Source organism: Pseudomonas sp. X4 (assembly GCF_040784925.1).
Classification (GTDB): Bacteria; Pseudomonadota; Gammaproteobacteria; order Pseudomonadales; family Pseudomonadaceae; genus Aquipseudomonas; species Aquipseudomonas putida_Z.
The window spans coordinates 5,391,168-5,409,490 of the sequence record NZ_CP160798.1 but is presented as its reverse complement, the minus strand read 5'-3'; the positions used below and the strand labels follow the sequence as shown (position 1 = coordinate 5,409,490).

Sequence of the window (18,323 nt, the reverse complement as noted above, 5' to 3'; positions counted from 1 at the left end):
GCTTAAGCAAGGTCACTGTCAACTTGGGTTAAGCAGGGGTAAAAGCGGGTAATGCTCAACGCCAGCGCGTTACGGCATCAGGCATCAGAAGGTCTGCCCCAGCGAGAACTGGAAGATCTGGGTTTCTGCCCCATCCGGCTTCTTCAGCGGTGCCGCCAGGCTGAAACTCAACGGCCCCATTGGGCTGTACCAGGTCACGCCAACCCCCAGCGACACGGCCACCTGTGCCAGGTCCACGCTGCCGCAGCCCTGGGTGGTCGACAGGTAGCAGGTGTCGGCGTACACGTTGCCGGCATCGACGAACACCGAGCTGCGCAGCTGGCTCTGGTCCTTCACGAACGGCAACGGGAAGATGTATTCGGCGCCGCCGGCAATCAGGATGTTGCCGCCCAGCACGTCGGTGTCACGGTCGGAGTAATAGGCCTGCCCGGCGCTGGCGTAGGTGCCGGTGGCCGGGGTATTGCGCGGGCCGAGGCTGCCGTCCTTGAACCCGCGCACCGAACCCAGCCCACCTGCGGTGTAGCTTTCATAGAACGGCAGCCCGTCGGTGGAGCCATAGCCGTTGCCGTAGCCCAGGCTGGTATGCAGGCGCAGCGAGGTGTTGCTGGTTAGCGGCAGGTAGGTCTGGCCGCTGTAGTCCAGCTTGTAGAACGACAGGTCGCTGCCAGGGGTGGTGGCCATCAGCGTCAGGCTCTGCGAGTGGCCGCGAGTAGCCAGCACGCCTTTGTTCAAGGTCGATTCCGACCAGCCGATCGAGGCCTTGAGGTTGTTGAAACTCTTGCCTTCGCGGGCGATGAAGTCGTAGATCTCGTCGGCGCTGTAGGTGCCGGGCGAGATGTTGTCGTGCTGCAGGGTCAGGCCATAGGTCAGGCGCGAGGTTTCGTTGATCGGGTAGCCAAAGCTGACCCCGGCACCGTAGCTGTCGATCGCGTAATACGAAACGCCGTCGTCGTAGTAATCGCTGTAGTCGGTGCTGTTGTAGAACAGGTTGTAGCCCAGGCTGACGCCATCGGCGGTGAAGTAGGGGTCGGTGAAGCCGAAGTTGTACTTGGTCTGGTACTCACTGCGGGTCAGGCCGATCGACACCTTGTTACCGGTACCGAGGAAGTTGCTCTGGCTGATCGAGCCACCGAGGATCAGGCCGGCGCTCTGGGCGAAACCGACGCTGGCGGTGATCGAGCCGGAGGCCTGCTCCTCGACGCTGTAGTTGACGTCGACCTGGTCGTCGGTGCCCGGCACCGGCGGGGTCTCGACGTTCACTTCCTTGAAGAAGCCCAGACGCTCCAGACGGGTCTTGGACTGGTCGATCAGGTAGGTCGAGGCCCAGCCGCCTTCCATCTGGCGCATTTCGCGACGCAGCACTTCGTCTTCGGTCTTGGTGTTGCCGCGGTAGTTGATGCGGTTGACGTAGGCACGCTTGCCCGGGTCGACCACGAACATGATGTCGACGGTGTGGTCTTCATCGTTCGGCTGCGGCACGCCGTTGACGTTGGCGAAGGTATAGCCTTCGTTACCCAGGCGGCGGGTGATCAGCTCGGAGGTGCTGGTCATCACCTTGCGCGAGAACACCTGGCCTGGCTGCACCAGCAGCAGCGACTTGACCTGGTCTTCCGGCACTTTCAGGTCACCGGACAGCTTCACGTCACGGACGGTGTACTTCTCGCCTTCGTTGATGTTGACGGTGATGTAGACGTGTTTCTTGTCCGGCGTGATGGACACCTGGGTGGAGGCGATGTCCATGTTGATGTAGCCGCGGTCCAGGTAGTAGGAACGCAGGCGTTCCAGGTCACCGGAGAGCTTTTCGCGGGCGTACTTGTCGTCGTTCTTGAAGAACGACAGCCAGTTGGTGGTCTTCAGCTCGAACAGCTGCGCCAGGGTCTCGTCGTCGAACACGTTGTTGCCAACGATGTTGATGTGCTGGATGGCGGCGACGGTGCCTTCGTTGATCTTGATCTTCAGCGCCACGCGGTTGCGCGGCTGCGGCACCACCTCGGCGTCGACCTCGGCCGAGTAGCGGCCCTGGGCCACGTACTGGCGCTGCAGTTCGTTACGCACACCTTCGAGGGTGGCACGCTGGAAGATCTCGCCTTCGGCCAGGCCGGATTGCTTCAGGCCCTTCATCAGGTCTTCGGTGCTGATGGCCTTGTTGCCTTCGATCTCGATGCTCGACACCGACGGGCGCTCGACCACGTTGATGATCAGGACATTGCCATCGCGGTTCAGCTGGATGTCCTGGAAGAAGCCGGTCTTGAACAGGGAACGGGTCGACTCCACCAGTCGGCGGTCATCGGCCTGGTCGCCGACGTTCAGCGGCAAGGCACCGAAGACACTGCCGGCGGAAACCCGCTGCAGGCCGTTGACGCGGATGTCGGCGATCCTGAAGGGGGAGGCCTGGGCCAACGTGGCGTTCAGCAGCAGGACGGAGAGCAACAGGCGCGGGTAGTTCATCGAGGGTTCCAGACAAGCGGGTTCGGAGGGAGCAAGCGCGGGCAACCCGCATGCAGCGGGCGATGAGGATACGGGCGGGCTGTGTTCGGCGCGGTTAGCCGAGGGTAAAGATGTGTAAAGTCCGACCGGCCGGCGGTGACAGTGCCAGCCGCCGGGGCGATCATTGCAACCCCTGCAATCACGATTCCTGGCCCTGATGATCCCTGTGCTGCTGGTCGACGACGACCGCGAACTCACCGAAATGCTCTCTTTATACCTGGCCCGCGAAGGGTTCCAGGCCACCGCCGTCGGCACTGGCGAGGAGGGCGAAGCTCAGGCATTGACCGGCAACTATCAGGTGGTGGTGCTGGACGTGATGCTGCCGGGCATTTCGGGCATCGAAGTGCTGCGGCGTGTGCGCGCGCGCAGCCAGGTACCGGTGCTGTTGCTGACTGCCCGTGGCGACAACATCGACCGTATCGCCGGCCTGGAGCTGGGTGCCGATGACTATGTGCCCAAGCCCAGCTCCCCCGGTGAACTGGTGGCGCGCCTGCGGGCGATCCTGCGCCGTGTTCAGCCGCAACTGATGGGCGAAGGCATGGTGCCCGAACAGGTGCGCAGCGGTGCCCTGAAGATGTGGCCTGGCCGACGCGAGGCGCACTGGGGCGCTGCCATCCTCGAGCTGACCGGCTCCGAGTTCAGCCTGCTCGAAGCGTTGGCCCGCCAGGCCGGCCAGCTGGTCAGCAAGCAGGACCTGTCGCTCAATGCCCTGGGCCGGCCGCTGACCCGTTACGACCGGCGCATCGACGTGCACATCAGCAGCATCCGGCAAAAGCTCGGGCCGCGCGCCGATGGCAGCAGCTGGATCCAGAGCGTGCGCGGCATGGGCTACATGCTGATCGTCGAATGATGCGCCGGCGCCTGTTCTGGAAGCTGTTCCTGGCCTTCTGGCTGGCCAACACCCTGACCTTCCTGGTGGGCGCGGGCGCCTTCATGCTCAATGACCTGCGTGGTGATACCCCGGCGCTGCGCTCGCTGCTGGCCACCGAACTGCAGCTGTTGCAACGTTACGGCGAGCAGGCTGGCCGACAGTTGCTCGAGGTCTCGCCGCAGCCGCCGGATGTGCAGGTGGGCCTTTACGATAGCCAGGGCCGGTTGCTGGCCGGCAGGGCGGTGCCAGTGGCCCGGTTCGAGCAGGCGCTGAGCGACCGCGACGGCCGCCCGCTGGTGCTGCGCGCTTCGGTGGCCACGACCATTGGCGAGCCACCACGCCCGCGCAGCATGGGCCCGCTGTTTACCGGCACGCTGATGAGCGCGCTGTTCGCCTTCCTGTGCAGCCTGTACCTGACCCGCCCGCTGGCCTGGCTGCGCGAAGCCATGGGCCAGGTCGCCCAGGGGCGTTTCGAGGTGCGGGTCAAACCCAGGCTGGGCAAACGCCGTGACGAAATCGTCGAACTGGCCGAAGACTGCGACCGCATGGCCGGCCAGCTCAAGGCGTTGGTGCAGGCGCAGCAGAACCTGCTGCACGATATTTCCCACGAACTGCGCTCGCCTCTGACCCGCATGCATGCCGCCATCGGCCTGATGCGCCAGCAACCGGACCGGCTCGACATGCTTGAACGGGTGGAGCGCGAGTCGCGGCGCATGGACGACCTGATCGAGCAACTGCTGACCCTTGCTCGCGCCCAGTCGCGGCAGGGCGACGACTTCGCCACCCTCGATGTGGTCGAACTGCTGGCGCAGATCGTCGAAGACGCCCGCTTCGAGGCCGGCATGAAGCAGTGCCAGGTTTGCTTGCAGGCCCAGGGCACGTTTATCACTCATGGGCATGAAGAACTGCTGTACCGGGCGTTCGAGAACATCATCCGTAATGCCGTGCGCTACACCGCAGCAGGTACCGAGGTGTTGGTCGAGGCCGCGCTGGCGCCGGGCGGGCAATGGTTGCAGGTCAGCGTCAGCGACCATGGCCCGGGCGTCGAGCCGGCGCGCCTGCAGCGCATCTTCGAGCCATTCGACCGCGGCACCGACAGTAACGGTGACGGCTTTGGCCTGGGCCTGGCGATTGCCCAGCGGGCCGTTGCCTTGCACGGCGGCAGCATCACCGCATTGGCCGCCGCGAGTGGCGGGTTGCGGGTGCGCATCGAGCTGCCGCAGGCAAACCCTGGCTGAGCAAGGCCGCTCTCATGGAACTGCTCATTGAATTAGCAGGTCCCCTGTGGGAGCGGCTTTAGCCGCGAACACCGGCGCAGCCGGTGCCATGCACCGCGTTGGATTCTTCGCGGCTAAAGCCGCTCCCACAGGAGATCGCAATCGCAATAAAGGCTTCAAGGCGTGAGGGTCGGCACGAACATGCCCGTCTTCACATTGCTCATCGACACCAGCGTCTTGAAGCGCTTGACGTTGTTGTTCTCGAAGAACAGTTCGCGCGTCAGCTGGGTGTACTGCTCCATGTGCCGCACCAGCATGATCAGCACGAAATCGCATTCCCCGGCCACGTAGTAGCACTGCTGCACCTGCGGGCAGGCGAGGAAGGTGCGTTTCATCTCGTCCAGCAGGTCCAGCCGCTCGTTCTCCACTTCAACCTCGGTGATCACCGTCAGCGTGTACCCAAGCTGCTCCGGGTTCACCTGTGCCACCGTGCCACGGATCACGCCGTCGGCCGCCAGCTTCTTCAACCGCCGATTGACCGCTGCCGAGGACAGGTTGACCTGCGCACCGAGGTCCAGCTGTGAAGTACCAGCGTCGCGCTGCACGGCATCGAGCAGGGCCAGGTCGAAGTGATCGAGGGGCATGAAGGGGCCTCTGTAGGTAAACAGCGGTAAACGCCGGGAATGCGTAATAAAAGTGCGTGCGAAGGCCAAAAATCAAGCTTTTCGTACATGGTGAGCGAATAGAATTCTCCCATGAACAAAAACGGCGGTGTAGAGCCAAGGCTTTGCACCCAGGGAGAAACGGTTGATGAATGCGAGTACCCCACTGCAACTGAACGGCGCTTTGCTGCTGCAGCAGATCCGTGCACTCGGCCAGGTAGGCGCTGACGCCACCCACGGCGGGCGCACCCGGATCGCCCTGAGCGATGCCGAAAAGGCCGGGCGCGACCTGCTGGTCGGCTGGATGCGCGAACTTGACCTCGATGTGCAGGTCGACCGCATCGGCAACATTTTCGGTACTTTGCGCGCTGCCGCCGACAGCGGTGAGCAACGCCCACTGATGATGGGTTCGCACATCGATACCGTCACCAACGCCGGGGCCCTGGATGGCTGCTATGGCGTGCTGGCCGGGTTGGCGGTGATTCGGGCCTACCGTGATGCCGGGCGCTTGCCTGAGCGTTCGATCACGGTCGGCGCATTCACCAATGAAGAGGGTGTGCGCTACCAGCCCGACATGATGGGCTCACTGGTATATGCCGGCGGCCTGCCCTTGCAGCAGGCGCTGGACACCCTTGGCACCGACGGTACGCGGCTTGGCGATGAACTGGCGCGCATCGGCTATGCCGGCACGCTGGAGCCTGGCGCCATCGTGCCGCATGAATACCTCGAACTCCATATCGAGCAGGGGCCGATCCTCGAAGCCGAAGACACCCTGATTGGCGTGGTCGAGAACCTGCAGGGCATTTCCTGGCAGCAAGTAGAGGTGAAAGGGCACGCCAACCATGCCGGCACCACGCCGACCCACCTGCGTCATGACGCAGGCTTCGTCGCCAGTGCCATCGTTGCCGAGTTGCGCGCCATGGCCGTGGATTCCGGCACGACCCTGGCCACGGTGGGCTGCATGCAGTTCGAGCCGAACGTGATCAACGTCATCCCGCGCAAGGCCACCTTCACCGTCGACCTGCGCGACCCCGACGAAACTTGCCTGGCTTACGCCGAAAACCGCCTGAGCCAATACCTGGAGGCGCTCGCCGAGCGTGAAGGGGTGACCATTACCACCGAGCGCCTGGTGCGTTTCGAACCGGTGATCTTCGACGCAGGCCTGGCCGATGCCATAGAAGCCTCGGCCCAGCGTTTCGGCTTCAGCCACCGGCGCATGACCTCCGGTGCTGGCCACGACGCGCAAATGATCGCCCGCATTGCCCCCGCCGCGATGATCTTCGTGCCCAGCCAGGGCGGCATCAGCCACAACCCGCGCGAGCATACCGACGACGAGCAACTGATCCAGGGCGCCCAGGTACTGCTGGATGTGGTCAGCCGTCGCCTGACCCACCCCTGATACCCACTGTAATGCCTCGCCCGCTGAAGCCTGGTTTCAGCGGCATGGGCTTCCTGTTGCCTGCAGAAAGGAGTACCGCATGTTTGTTTCCAACCCCAAGGCTGGCCGCCGGCCTTACCCGCAAGCGTTGCAAGAGGTGATGAGCATTGCCAGGGCTGAAGAAAGCCGCCAGTGGCTGGCCCGCTGGGCGCGCTTGAACGCTGGCGCTACGCCGCTGTACACCCTGCCTGACCTGGCTGCCGAGCTGGGTGTTGCCCAGGTGTCGGTGAAGGATGAATCGGTGCGCTCGGAACTGGGCAGCTTCAAGGCCCTGGGCGCGCCGATTGCCCTGGTCAGGCTGATCCGGCGTACCTTCCCCGCGCAGCAGTTCGACCCGCGTGGCTTGCTGGAAGGCCAGTACGCCGACCTGCTGGCGCAGTTCACCGTGGTCAGCGCCACCGATGGCAACCATGGCAAGGGCCTGGCGGCCGCCGCGCAAAGTATCGGCTGCCGCTGCGTGATCGTGCTGCATGCCAACGTCAGCATCGAGCGCGAACAGGCGATTGCGGCCTATGGCGCACAGATCGTGCGCATTGCCGGTAATTACGACGCGTCGGTCGAGCATGCTGCGGAGCTGGCGACCAGCAACGGCTGGACCGTGGTTTCCGATACCTCCTATGAAGGCTACGAAGTGATCCCGCGTGACGTGATGCAGGGCTACGGCACCATCGCTGCGGAAATCATCGAAGCCACTGCCGGGAAACCGCCGTTCACCCACGTGTTCCTGCAGGGCGGGGTGGGCGGCCTGGCGGCCGGCATCGTCAGCTACCTGTGGGAGCACTACGGCGCACAGCGCCCGCTGTTGGTCATGGTCGAACCGGAGCAGGCGGACTGCCTGTACCAGAGCGCCTTGCTCGGCAAGCCGGCCAGGGCGACCGGCTCGGTGGACTCGGTAATGGCAGGCCTGGCGTGCGGCGAGACATCGCCGCTGGCCTGGCGCTTCCTGGAGCCGAGCGTCGATTACTTCATGACCATCAGCGATGGCCAAGCTGTCGCCGCCATGCGCCGTCTGGCTGCTGGCAGCGCTCGCGACATTCCGCTGGTGGCTGGTGAGTCCGGCGTCGCCGGCCTGGCCGGGCTTGCCCACCTGGTAACGGATGCTGGCGCAGCTGCCGACCTGGGTATCGACGGCAACGCCCGCATCCTCTTCATCAGTACCGAAGGCGCCACCGCCCCCGGCGTATATGCCGACCTGCTGGGCGAGACAGCCAGCTCGGTACTGGCCCGCCAGCAAGCCTGGCGCGTTGAAGTTTGATTCGGGGGCCGCATTGCGGCCCTTTCGCGACGCAAGGCCGCTCCCACAAAGATGGCAGCGTCCTAGAGGGCAATGCAGAACCTGTGGGAGCAACTGTCTTGCTCAATTTCAAAAAGCTGGCGCGATCCCTGTGGGAGCGGGCTTGCCCGCGAACACGGGCGAAGCCCGTGCCATCCACCACGGTGTTGGCTTCGCGGGCAAGCCCGCTTCCAGGCGGCTCACGCTGCGTTCTGGATTTACGTTGTACTTTCAGGCTGCGGTAGCACTAGATCGAGCCATGATGTACCCGTTCTGAGCATGGCGTTTAACCGCACGATGAACGTTCTCATGCAGGCCACGATAGCGACTTTGGGAAGTTTTCCGCGCTCCCGCAGTGACTGATAACGAGCCTTGAGTGCTGGGTTGTATTTCATCGCCACAAGGCATGCCATGTACAGCGATCGCCTGACCGCAAATCGCCCGCCAGAGATAGAGCGCTTGCCCATGAATTTCCCGCTGTCGTGGTTGAAGGGCGCCACCCCAACCAGGGAGGCAATTTCTCTGGATTCAACCCGACCTAGCTCCGGCAGCAGCGCTATTAGTTTGCCCGCTGTCACCATCCCAATGCCTTTCACTTTGATCAGCTGGGCAACCCGTTCGTCGTTCAGCATCGCGATTTGCTGTTCGATCTCACACTCAACCCGTTTGATCTGCGCCTTGAAGTGTTTCAGGTTGGCATTCAGGTAGTTAGCAACTGCAGTCGATTGCACCTGCTTCAGGCGCCGCAGGTCGTCATCTCGCTGTTGAACCATCCGATCACGTTGCTGAAGCAACTCTCGCAGAAGCGCTCGTTCGGGGCTGACTCGCAGAGAGGGTTGATCTGGAATGACTTCGGCATAGTGCGCCAGAACCTCGGCGTCGATGGCGTCAGTCTTGGCCTTGATGCCTAAAGAGTCAGCGAATGACCTGGCTCGCCTGGGATTGACGCGTATGACCTTGTAGCCAGCGTCCTGTAGAAAACGCATGACATCTCGCTCGTAACCACCCGTCGCCTCTAACAGGACGCGCTTGATACTGAGCCTGCGAAGGCTCTCCAGTAGCGCCTCAAACCCTGTTGGATCATTGCTTAAATGCATTTTGATGCCCTGTGGCCGCACCGCAGCATCAAGGGAGAGACTGGAAACATCGATACCCAAGAAGGAAGCCATCACCAAAACCTCCTAAACTCAACACAGTGAGAGGACTTTGGCTTGGCCCACGCTTGTGATTCGAGATCAGAGCCGCATCCAACTGTTCGGGCTCTCGCCAAAGTGGAACGGTGAATGGCAGCTTTTGCTCCCACACGTGCTCAAGGCACCTACGGCATTCAGCTTGCCATTCACCGCTCTCACTCCAAATTCTAATCCCCCATCAAGACACAAGCGGCCTTGTGTCGCGATAGGGCTGCGCAGCAGCCCCAAAGTACAGAACCGCATTCGGTCCTAGTGCCCGCCCTTCATCCGCCGTGCCACCAGGTAGATCCCCAGCCCGACCAGCGCCGTCGCCGCGCCGATGTACCCGGTGCTGGTCCAGCCCATGCCTGCGGTAATCGCCATGCCGCCCAGCCACGGCCCCAGCGCATTGGCCAGGTTGAAAGCCGCATGGTTGGACGCCGCCGCCAGGCTTGGCGCTTCATGGGCAATGTCCATCAGGCGGATCTGCAACGGCGCCGCCAGGGCAATCATGGTGCCGACCAGGCCAATGCCCAGCAGCAGGCTCCACAGCGCCTGGGCGGCAAAGCTGAAGAACAGCAGCACGGCAATCGACCACACCAGCACCAGCCCGACGGCGCGGAACTGCAGGCGGTCGAACAGCTTGCCTCCGGCGATGTTGCCGACAATGCCACCGACGCCGAACGCCGCCAGGCCGAACGGAATCCACTGCGGCGACACCTGGGTCACCTGCAACATGGTCGGCGCCAGGTAGCTGAATACACAGAACATGCCGGCAAAGCCGATCGAGGCGATGCCCAGCGCCATCCACACCTGCGGCAGGGTGAAGGCTTGCAGTTCCTTGCGCGGGTCGCTGCGCACTTCATCGTGGCGCTGGGGCACGAAGCGCCAGACCAGGGCGATGGTGCACAGGGCGATCGCGCCGACCAGCACGAACGCCGAGCGCCAGCCGAAGTACTGGCCCAGCAAGGTGGCAACCGGGTTGCCGAGCAACATGGCCAGGGTCAGGCCCATCATCACCCGGGCCACGGCCCCCGCCCGCTGGTCCTTGGCCACCATGCTCGACGCCACCACCGCCGCGATGCCGAAGTAGGCGCCATGGGGCAGGCCGCTGATGAAGCGGAAGGCGACCAGGCCGCCGAACGAGGGGGCGAAGGCGGTAGCCAGGTTGCCAAGGGCATACAGCGCCATCAACAACAGCAGCATGTGCTTGCGCAACAGCCGGGCACCGATGATCGCCAGTGTCGGGGCGCCGACCATCACCCCCAGCGCATAGGCGCTGATGGCATGGCCCACCTGGGGCTCGCTCAATTGCAGGTTGCTGGCGATATCGGGCATCAGGCCCATGATGGCGAACTCGCCGGTGCCAATGGCAAAGCTGCCCAGCGCCATGGCGGCTTCCATCTTCGCGACGGTAGTTTTGCTAGGGAGAGGGGGTAATTCCTGAACTGACATCTGGATCCTTGTTGAAACATGCTGAAACGTTCAAGGCGGGATCATAGTCAATCCGTGACGGTGACGTCGAGGAAGCTGGCCGGCTTCCTGGACCTGCGGCATGAACAGCACCTGTGGGAGCGGGCATGCCCGCGAAGAATCCAGCGCGGAGGATGGCACCGGCTGCGCCGGTGTTCGCGGGCACGCCCGCTCCCACAAGGCTCTGCACAAGCCTGGGAGGGGGATTACAACGTCAGCTTCTTGCTGAACTTGGTCTCCATGACAATGTGCGACGCCGTATGGGTCACACCCTTGATCATGTTTATACGGGTCAGTTCGGCATTCAGTTCGCCCAAGGTATGGGTGGTCAGGTGGATGATGAAATCCATTTCGCCCGATACCGCGTACACCGCCTGCACCGACTCCATCTTGCGCAAGGTGGTCATCACATCGGTGTAGCTCTTGTTGCTGCAGGAGGTCATGGTGAAGCAGTTGATCACCTGCTGCAGTTTGTCCTGGTCGATGCGCACGCTGTAGCCGGTGATCACGCCGGCATTCTCCAGGCGGTTGATGCGCTCCTGCACCGCCGAGCGCGACACACCCAGCTTGCGTGCCAGCGAGGCGGTGGGCTCACGGGCGTTGGCCTGCAGCAGCGCCAGCAGTTGGCGGTCCTTTTCGGTAAGTTTGAACAGCGCGCCGGGGGGGAGGGGGTCCATGGCGATTCCTGGTTGTCGTTCTAGTTGTTGTACTGCGAGCGCGCTTCCTGGAACCGGTCCATCAGTTTCAGCCCGGCATACACCGCTTGTGCCGCAGCAGGCCCAAACGGTCCGCCGTTCCATTCCAGGCCATAGGCATCGAACAGGCGATAACGGTCGGTTTCGCCGCACACCGCCTCGGCGACTACCCTGGCGCCCACGGGTGCGGTGTTCATACCATGGCCCCCAAATGAAGTACAGGCCCACAACCCCGGGCCCAGAGGGCCGATGTGCGGCATCTTGTGGCGGGCGTAGCCCATCAGCCCGGACCAGGCCTTGGCGATTTTCAAACCCTGCAACTGCGGATAAACGCTGAGGATGTCACGGGTCAGCAACTGCCCGAGGCGTTGTTCGTCCTGCAGATTGCGGGTGGTGATATGGCCACCCCACAGCAGGCGGTCACCTTCGACGATGCGGTAGTAATCCGAGGCGCGGCGGTTGTCGCCGACGGCATCCGTGGTACGTACCACGTCATTCAGGCGTTCACCCAGGTGTTCGGTGAGTACCACGTAGGTGGCGATCGGCAGGAAAGCTCGGCGCAGCCGGCCGAACTCGGCGCCGCCGTAACCGCCGCAGCAGTACACCACATCGGCACAGGTGACCGCGCCGTGGGCAGTGGTTACGCGGTGGCGCCCGGCCACGCGTGCTACCCGCAGCATGGGCGATTGCTCGTGGACACAGCCGCCGGCAAGCTCGACCAGCTCGGCCAGGCCCAGGCAGTAGTTCAGCGGGTGGAAATGAAAACCATGGCTGTCGCGCAGCCCCTGGTAGTAGCGGTCGGTGTTCAGGCGGCTGCGTAGCGTCGGGGTATCCAGGTATTCCATCTCGAAACCGAAGTCACGGGCCATGCGGTCGCGGGTGCGCTGCAGGTTGTCGGCGTCGTCGTAGCGCACCACGCTGAGTTTGCCGGTGGTCGCGGCACAGCCTGGCAGCTGGTGGCGGGCGATGGTGTCGCGGACGATATCGACGCCCTCCAGTGACAGCCGGAACAATGCCGCTGCTGTCGGCTTGCCGCAGCGCCGCTCGATGGCCGACAGCCCTTCGGACCAGCCCTGCAGCACGAAGCCGCCATTGCGCCCTGAGGCCCCCCAGGCCACTCGCGCGGCTTCCAGCAATACCACCGAGCGCCCGCGCGACAGCAGTTCCAAGGCTACGCTCAGGCCCGCCAGGCCGCCGCCGATGACGCATACATCGGCCCGGGTTTCGCCGGCCAAAGCCGGGCGCTGTGAGGCCGGGCGCATGGTTCCGGTGTAGTAGTTGTTGCTGTAGCTGGACATCGGCTGGGTCATCCTTTTACTGAGCGTTGCATGTTCTACGGGCACGCGGGGGCCGCACGCCCTTCAGCTGAGGGGCGCTGGCCTGTGGGTGATGGGGTTATTGCACTTGCGTGAGGTCGGCGCCGTACCACTTCTCGGACAGCTGCTTCAGCGTACCGTCGGCCTTCATGCTTTCGACGGCCTTGGCCAGTTCGGCATTGAAGGCGTCGTCGCCCTTGTCGGTGGCGATGGCCAGCGGTTCGTAGTAGGCGGGCTTGCCCTGCACCGGGGCAATCGGGTAACCGGCCTTGATCGCGCCCATGATGGTCGGCAGCGGCGACAGTGCGGCATCCAGGCGGGTGCCGTTGCCCATGCGCAGGTCATCCAGCGGGCCCATGCTGTCGCCGTAGGTCTGCACATCACCAGGCTCCACGGTGTAGCTGAATGCAGGTACGTCCGCCGCGTCGATCTTCAGCCGGCGGTTGATGTAGTCCTCGGAGGTAGTGCCGGCCTCGACGCCGATGGTCTTGCCATTGAGGTCGGCAGCGCTGGCGCCGGCGGCATCCTTGTGCACTGCGAACATGTAGGGGGTGTAGTAGTAGATGGCCGGGAAGTCGAGTACGCGGCCACGCTCGGTGGTAGGCGTCATCGAACCGACCGACAGGTCCCAGCGGCTCGCCCAGCGCCCGGCAGTGATGATGCCGTACTCCGGGGTGACAAACGCTACCGTGGTGCCCATGCGCTTGCCGATTTCGTTGGCAACATCGATGTCGAAGCCCTTGAGGGTGTTGTCCTCGCCGAGGAACGACTGCGGTGGCCAGTTGGCGGCTGTGGCCACTTTCATGACCTTGCTCTGGTGGATGCGATCCAGGGTGGCGCCCGCCCAGGCGGCGCCGGTCATCAGGGCCAGGCTGCCGGCGACGGCAGTGAGGGCAAACAAGCGTGCAAGTGGGTTCATTCGGTAAGTCTCCGGGTATGCAATTGTTGTTGTGGTGTTGGCACAGCGGTAGACACAGGCCTCAGTGGCTGAGAATCTGCGAAAGGAACTCCCTGGCGCGGGCATGGCGCGGGTTGTCGAAGAAGTCGTTGGGCCGGGCCTGCTCGATGACCTGGCCTTGGTCCATGAAGATGATGCGGTCGGCGACCCGGCGGGCGAAGCCCATTTCGTGGGTGACACAGAGCATGGTGATGCCATCCTGGGCCAGCTCGCCCATCACATCGAGCACTTCCTTGACCATTTCCGGGTCCAGTGCCGAAGTGGGTTCGTCGAACAGCATGATCCGCGGCTTCATGCACAGCGCGCGGGCAATGGCTACCCGCTGTTGCTGGCCACCGGAAAGCTGGCCGGGGAACTTGTCGGCTTGGCTGGCGATGCGCACCCGCTCCAGGTACTCCAGGGCCTGGGCGCGGGCCTGGGCCTCGTTGAGCCTGCTGACCAGGCGCGGACCGAGCATCAGGTTTTCCAGCACGGTCAGGTGCGGGAACAGGTTGAACTGCTGGAACACCATGCCGACCTGGCGACGAATGGCGGCCACGCTTGCGGCATCACGGTCAAGCGGGTTGCCGGCGATCAGCACCTGGCCTTTCTGGAAGTCCTCCAGCAGGTTCAGGCAGCGAATCAGTGTGGACTTGCCTGAGCCTGACGGACCGCAGACCACCACGATCTCGCCGCTGGCGATTTCCAGGTCGATACCCTTGAGTACATGAAAGTCGCCGTACCATTTCTGCAGACCGCGGATCGATACGGCGGCCTGGGCGGCAGCTGGGGTGACTACTTGGTTCATCGTGATGCTCCTCGATCAGCGGTGGGCGCGGTCGAAACGTTTTTCCAGGCGCGACTGCACGGCTTCGAGCAGGATCGACAGCACCCAGTACAGGACGGCGGCGGTAATCAGCATTTCCAGGTGGCGGAACTCTGCGCGGCCCTGTGTGCGAGCCAGGAACATCAACTCCCACACGCCGATCACCGACACCAGCGAGCTGTCCTTGAGCATGGAAATGAACTGGTTGCCGGTGGGCGGGATGATCAGTCGCATCGACTGCGGCAGGATCACCCGGGTCATTGCCTGGAAGGGGGTCAGGCCAATTGCTCGCGAGGCTTCCCACTGCCCGCGCGGGATGCTGCTGATGCCGGCGCGGAAGATTTCCGTCATGTAGGCGCCATAGCACAGCGACAGGGCCAGGATGCCCGCCGGCACTGCACCGACCACGTAGCCGAGTTGGGGGATGCCGAGATAGATCAGGTAGATCTGGATCAGCAGCGGTACACCGCGGAAGAACGAGGTATAGAAACTGGCGATGGCGATGGCGAAGCCGTTGGACGACAAGCGTGCAGTCGCACCCATCAGGGCCAGGACGAAAGCGATGGCGATCGAGATCGTGGACACGTAGACGGTGGTAAACACCCCTTGGGTGATCATGAAGCCGACCTTGCTGGCGATGAAACTGTAAGACAGGTCGAAAGTGTCGAAGAACAGCAGGAAAAGCAGCAACAGTTCGAACCAGACGGTGATTACCTGGGCCCGTAGCGCAAAGCGGCCGAGGATGAACAGATTCAGCACCAGGGTGACGGCCAAGGTGCCGGCCACGGCGATGTTGCGCATTAGCGGTGCCTGCAGGTCGAGCACGATCGGGCCCATCAGCCGGGCCAGGCTACCGTCGCCCACACCGTAGAAAAGGGCGAGTGCAAAGATCACGGCGGTGGTCAGGGCCATGAACGCAGGGTTGTCGGTCGCACGCGGTTTGACGATATGGTCTCTGTACATGGGGTCGTGCCTCACGGAGCTGGGCTCGTTTGTTGTTGTGAGGCCATTGTAGGGAGGCGAAGCGCAGGCAAGAACCTGACGGATTGCAACGATTGACAGGTTTGTAATGGCATTTGACGGGTGCATTGCCTGACATTTGCTGCCTGGCCCCGTCAAATCGTTTGCCACCGGATGCGCCGGTATTCGCGGCTAAAGCCGCTCCCACAGGGATCAGTGCAGGCTTGCGGTATGCACAACTCCTGTGGAAGCGGCTTTAGCCGCGAAGAGGCCGGAACAGGCTGGTATCAACGTTCCAGGTAATGGGTTTGCGCGGCAAAATCGATGAAGCGCTTGCTGGCCAGCGACAGGTATTCCCCCGACCGCCAGCACAAGCGGAAGCTCATCTGCTGCGCTGGCTGGAACGGTACGCCGACGATGCCCGGCGTGCGTTGTTGCACCGAGCGCAGCAGGGTCGCCACGCCCATGTTGTCCAGCGCGGCCTGTACCACCAGCGATACGAAGTTGCTCTGCAGCGCTACCTGGTACGTGATGCCATGTTCGGCGAAGAACGCATCCAGCAGGTGGCGCTGCACGAAGGTGCGGTCGAATACCACCATGTCGGTATTGCGCAGGTCCTCGGCCGTGAGGAAGGCCTTGCCGGCATAGGGATGGTCAGGGTGCATGCACGCCAGCATCTCGTCGCTGCCCAGCAGGATCGATTCCTTGTCGGGCGGCACGCGCCTGGACTCCAGCAGCGCCAGGTCGATTTCCCGTTGTTCCAGGCGATGGCCAATGTCCTCGGCACTGCCTTCGAACACGGTCATGGCAATGCCCGGGTACAGCTGGCGGAAGGCGTTCATCAAGCCGGGCACATAGTGCAGGCCGAACATCGGCGGGATACCCAGGCGCACTTCGCCGCGCTTCAGGTCGGCCATGTCGCGCAGTTCTTGCCGGGCCACATCCATTTCGCGCAGGGCCGATTCGATACGTGGCAGGAAGCGTTCGCCCTCGGCTGTCAGGATGACTTTGCGCGTGGTGCGGTTGAACAGGGTGACGCCCAGTTCTTCTTCCAGGCGGGTAACAGCCATGCTCAGTGCCGGCTGGGCAATATGCAGGTGCTGCGCGGCTTTGGTGAAGCTGCCTTGGCGCACGATCTCGACGCAGCAGCGCAATGCCTTTAGGTTCATTGAGGGGGTTTACCGTTCATAACAAACTGTGATGCCAAGCATCATAACAATATATTTATTATTATTAACCAGAGGGCCTACGATGCGCGCCACTGAGACATCCTGCAACATCTCAGTCACGCAGCTTAATAAATCTGCAATCCCACAAAGATTTTGAGGTAGTACCCCAAATGGCCAAGGCCGCCGATGTCGTTGTGCAATGCCTGGAAAACGAAGGTGTCGAGTATGTATTCGGCATTCCTGGTGAGGAAAACCTCGACCTGCTCGAATCCCTGCGCAAGTCGAAGATCAAGCTGGTACTTACCCGTCACGAGCAGTCCGCAGGTTTCATGGCTGCCACCTATGGTCGCCTGACTGGCAAGACCGGCGTCAGCCTGTCGACCCTCGGCCCTGGCGCCACCAACCTGGTCACCGCCAGCGCCTACGCCTACCTGGGCGGCATGCCGATGATGATGATCACCGGCCAGAAGCCGATCAAGAAGTCCAAGCAGGGCCGTTTCCAGATCATCGACGTGTGCGGCATGATGGACCCCATCACCAAGTACACCCACCAGTTCGCCTCCGCCGACAACATCCCTTCGCGCATGCGCGAAGCCTTCCGCCTGGCTGAAGAAGAAAAGCCGGGTGCCGTGCACCTGGAGCTGCCGGAAGACATCGCCGCCGAGCAGACCGACGCACTGCCGATCCCGCCAAGCCTGCACCGCCGTCCGCTGGCCGAGCACGTGGCGATCGACGCTGCCGTGCAAAAGCTGCTGAACGCCCGCAACCCGATCCTGGTGATCGGCGCCGGCGCCAACCGCAAGATGACCGCCAAGGTCCTCAAGCAGCTGATCGACAAGACCGGCATCCCGTTCATCACCACCCAGATGGGCAAAGGTGTGGTCGACGAGCGTCACCCGCGCTTCCTGGGCAACGCCGCGCTGTCGTCGGGTGACTTCGTGCACCGCGCCGTCGAAGCCGCCGACCTGATCGTCAACATCGGCCACGACGTGATCGAGAAGCCACCGTTCTTCATGGTCCGTGGCGGCACCGAAGTCATCCACATCAACTTCCGCTCCGCCGAAGTCGATGCCGTGTACTTCCCGCAGGTGGAAGTGATCGGCGACATCGCCAACGCCGTGTGGCAGATCAGCGAAGCCCTGAACGACACTTCGCACTGGGACTTCACCCGCCTGATGGCCATCCGTGAAGCCAACGAAGCGCAGATCGCCGAAGGTGCCGACGACAACCGCTTCCCGGTCTACCCGCAGCGCATGGTCGCCGACATCCGTCGCGTGCTGCCGTCCGAAGGCATCGTTGCCCTGGACAACGGCATCTACAAGATCTGGTTCGCCCGCAACTACAAGGCGCACAAGCCGAACACCGTACTGCTGGACAACGCCCTGGCGACCATGGGCGCCGGCCTGCCATCGGCCATGGCCGCGCACCTGGTGCACCCAGACCGCCCGGTGATTTCGGTTTGCGGCGACGGCGGCTTCATGATGAACAGCCAGGAGCTGGAAACTGCAGTACGCCTGGGCATGCACATCACCGTGGTGATCCTGCGTGACGACGGCTACGGCATGATTCGCTGGAAGCAGGCCAACATGGGCTTCACCGATTTCGGCCTGGACTACGGCAACCCGGACTTCGTCAAGTACGCCGAAGCCTACGGTGCCAACGGCCACCGCGTGGAAAGCGCCGAAGGCCTGCTGCCGCTGCTCGAGCACTGCATCAAGACCCCGGGCGTGCACGTGATCGACTGCCCGGTCGATTACAGCGAGAACGACCGCATCCTCAACAGCGAGCTGCGTGAGCGCGCGCTGGCGGTGTAAGGCCTGACAGGAT

The 18,323-nt window shown here is 63.1% G+C and carries 15 protein-coding genes; 5 read left to right on the top strand and 10 right to left on the bottom strand.

Going from position 1 to position 18,323, the window contains the following annotated elements; all coding sequences use genetic code 11:
* Window positions 1-84 precede the first annotated feature (84 nt).
* Complete coding sequence (gene bamA, locus ABX298_RS24050) at window positions 85-2,448, bottom strand: outer membrane protein assembly factor BamA (RefSeq protein ID WP_075045282.1); 2,364 nt, start codon at window positions 2,446-2,448, stop codon at window positions 85-87.
* A 196-nt stretch (window positions 2,449-2,644) separates the two neighbouring features.
* Here bamA and ABX298_RS24045 point away from each other — a divergent pair, with 196 nt between their 5' ends.
* The gene (locus tag ABX298_RS24045) at window positions 2,645-3,337 is read left to right on the top strand and encodes a response regulator transcription factor (protein ID WP_075045281.1); all 693 of its coding nucleotides are present in this window, start codon (window positions 2,645-2,647) and stop codon (window positions 3,335-3,337) included.
* Window positions 3,334-4,596: an ATP-binding protein gene (locus ABX298_RS24040; protein ID WP_084785189.1), complete on the top strand. Its 1,263-nt coding sequence runs from the start codon at window positions 3,334-3,336 to the stop codon at window positions 4,594-4,596. The genes ABX298_RS24045 and ABX298_RS24040 overlap by 4 nt, the downstream gene beginning before the upstream one ends.
* Window positions 4,597-4,751: 155 nt before the next feature.
* Here ABX298_RS24040 and ABX298_RS24035 read toward each other — a convergent pair whose 3' ends face one another.
* Window positions 4,752-5,219, bottom strand: coding sequence for an Lrp/AsnC family transcriptional regulator (locus tag ABX298_RS24035; protein WP_025339219.1), 468 nt, complete (start codon window positions 5,217-5,219; stop codon window positions 4,752-4,754).
* A gap of 166 nt (window positions 5,220-5,385) precedes the next feature.
* On the opposite strand from ABX298_RS24035, the gene ABX298_RS24030 reads away from it, so the two are divergent.
* Both ABX298_RS24030 and ABX298_RS24025 read left to right on the top strand, forming a co-directional pair.
* Window positions 5,386-6,636, top strand: a complete 1,251-nt coding sequence (locus ABX298_RS24030; RefSeq protein ID WP_075045280.1) for a Zn-dependent hydrolase — start codon at window positions 5,386-5,388, stop codon at window positions 6,634-6,636.
* A gap of 79 nt (window positions 6,637-6,715) precedes the next feature.
* Window positions 6,716-7,930 carry a diaminopropionate ammonia-lyase gene (locus tag ABX298_RS24025; protein ID WP_075045279.1) on the top strand — a complete coding sequence of 405 codons (1,215 nt, stop codon included), beginning with the start codon at window positions 6,716-6,718 and terminating at the stop codon, window positions 7,928-7,930.
* A gap of 236 nt (window positions 7,931-8,166) precedes the next feature.
* Here the strand turns inward: ABX298_RS24025 and ABX298_RS24020 are convergent, their stop codons facing one another.
* The 8 genes from ABX298_RS24020 to ABX298_RS23985 all read right to left on the bottom strand — a co-directional run bounded on the left by ABX298_RS24020 (window position 8,167) and on the right by ABX298_RS23985 (window position 16,496).
* The gene (locus tag ABX298_RS24020; RefSeq protein WP_075043887.1) at window positions 8,167-9,117 is read right to left on the bottom strand and encodes a transposase; all 951 of its coding nucleotides are present in this window, start codon (window positions 9,115-9,117) and stop codon (window positions 8,167-8,169) included.
* Window positions 9,118-9,390: 273 nt separating this feature from the next.
* Entirely contained in the window at window positions 9,391-10,575 is a 1,185-nt protein-coding gene (locus tag ABX298_RS24015) for an MFS transporter (RefSeq protein ID WP_025339214.1), read from the bottom strand.
* A 224-nt stretch (window positions 10,576-10,799) separates the two neighbouring features.
* Window positions 10,800-11,270, bottom strand: a complete 471-nt coding sequence (locus ABX298_RS24010) for an Lrp/AsnC family transcriptional regulator (protein ID WP_075045277.1) — start codon at window positions 11,268-11,270, stop codon at window positions 10,800-10,802.
* 20 nt (window positions 11,271-11,290) lie between these two features.
* Complete coding sequence (locus ABX298_RS24005) at window positions 11,291-12,586, bottom strand: FAD-binding oxidoreductase (RefSeq protein WP_075045276.1); 1,296 nt, start codon at window positions 12,584-12,586, stop codon at window positions 11,291-11,293.
* Between the two features lie 97 nt (window positions 12,587-12,683).
* The gene (locus ABX298_RS24000; RefSeq protein ID WP_075045275.1) at window positions 12,684-13,523 is read right to left on the bottom strand and encodes an ABC transporter substrate-binding protein; all 840 of its coding nucleotides are present in this window, start codon (window positions 13,521-13,523) and stop codon (window positions 12,684-12,686) included.
* Window positions 13,524-13,584: 61 nt separating this feature from the next.
* Window positions 13,585-14,349 (bottom strand): amino acid ABC transporter ATP-binding protein, encoded by a 765-nt coding sequence (locus ABX298_RS23995; RefSeq protein WP_367393745.1) that lies wholly within the window; start codon window positions 14,347-14,349, stop codon window positions 13,585-13,587.
* A gap of 15 nt (window positions 14,350-14,364) precedes the next feature.
* The gene (locus ABX298_RS23990) at window positions 14,365-15,330 is read right to left on the bottom strand and encodes an amino acid ABC transporter permease (protein WP_084785188.1); all 966 of its coding nucleotides are present in this window, start codon (window positions 15,328-15,330) and stop codon (window positions 14,365-14,367) included.
* A gap of 284 nt (window positions 15,331-15,614) precedes the next feature.
* Complete coding sequence (locus ABX298_RS23985) at window positions 15,615-16,496, bottom strand: LysR family transcriptional regulator (protein WP_025339213.1); 882 nt, start codon at window positions 16,494-16,496, stop codon at window positions 15,615-15,617.
* Window positions 16,497-16,666: 170 nt separating this feature from the next.
* Between ABX298_RS23985 and ABX298_RS23980 the strand changes: the two genes are divergently transcribed.
* Window positions 16,667-18,310: an acetolactate synthase large subunit gene (locus tag ABX298_RS23980; RefSeq protein ID WP_013972567.1), complete on the top strand. Its 1,644-nt coding sequence runs from the start codon at window positions 16,667-16,669 to the stop codon at window positions 18,308-18,310.
* The last annotated feature ends 13 nt before the right edge of the window (window positions 18,311-18,323 follow it).

Excerpts from the sequence above, each read along its gene's own strand:
- bamA (WP_075045282.1), bottom strand. The coding sequence starts at position 2,448 with ATGAACTACCCGCGCCTGTTGCTCTCCGTCCTGCTGCTGAACGCCACG.
- ABX298_RS24045 (WP_075045281.1), top strand. The coding sequence starts at position 2,645 with ATGATCCCTGTGCTGCTGGTCGACGACGACCGCGAACTCACCGAAATG.
- ABX298_RS24040 (WP_084785189.1), top strand. The coding sequence starts at position 3,334 with ATGATGCGCCGGCGCCTGTTCTGGAAGCTGTTCCTGGCCTTCTGGCTG.
- ABX298_RS24035 (WP_025339219.1), bottom strand. The coding sequence starts at position 5,219 with ATGCCCCTCGATCACTTCGACCTGGCCCTGCTCGATGCCGTGCAGCGC.
- ABX298_RS24030 (WP_075045280.1), top strand. The coding sequence starts at position 5,386 with ATGAATGCGAGTACCCCACTGCAACTGAACGGCGCTTTGCTGCTGCAG.
- ABX298_RS24025 (WP_075045279.1), top strand. The coding sequence starts at position 6,716 with ATGTTTGTTTCCAACCCCAAGGCTGGCCGCCGGCCTTACCCGCAAGCG.
- ABX298_RS24020 (WP_075043887.1), bottom strand. The coding sequence starts at position 9,117 with ATGGCTTCCTTCTTGGGTATCGATGTTTCCAGTCTCTCCCTTGATGCT.
- ABX298_RS24015 (WP_025339214.1), bottom strand. The coding sequence starts at position 10,575 with ATGTCAGTTCAGGAATTACCCCCTCTCCCTAGCAAAACTACCGTCGCG.
- ABX298_RS24010 (WP_075045277.1), bottom strand. The coding sequence starts at position 11,270 with ATGGACCCCCTCCCCCCCGGCGCGCTGTTCAAACTTACCGAAAAGGAC.
- ABX298_RS24005 (WP_075045276.1), bottom strand. The coding sequence starts at position 12,586 with ATGTCCAGCTACAGCAACAACTACTACACCGGAACCATGCGCCCGGCC.
- ABX298_RS24000 (WP_075045275.1), bottom strand. The coding sequence starts at position 13,523 with ATGAACCCACTTGCACGCTTGTTTGCCCTCACTGCCGTCGCCGGCAGC.
- ABX298_RS23995 (WP_367393745.1), bottom strand. The coding sequence starts at position 14,349 with ATGAACCAAGTAGTCACCCCAGCTGCCGCCCAGGCCGCCGTATCGATC.
- ABX298_RS23990 (WP_084785188.1), bottom strand. The coding sequence starts at position 15,330 with ATGTACAGAGACCATATCGTCAAACCGCGTGCGACCGACAACCCTGCG.
- ABX298_RS23985 (WP_025339213.1), bottom strand. The coding sequence starts at position 16,496 with ATGAACCTAAAGGCATTGCGCTGCTGCGTCGAGATCGTGCGCCAAGGC.
- ABX298_RS23980 (WP_013972567.1), top strand. The coding sequence starts at position 16,667 with ATGGCCAAGGCCGCCGATGTCGTTGTGCAATGCCTGGAAAACGAAGGT.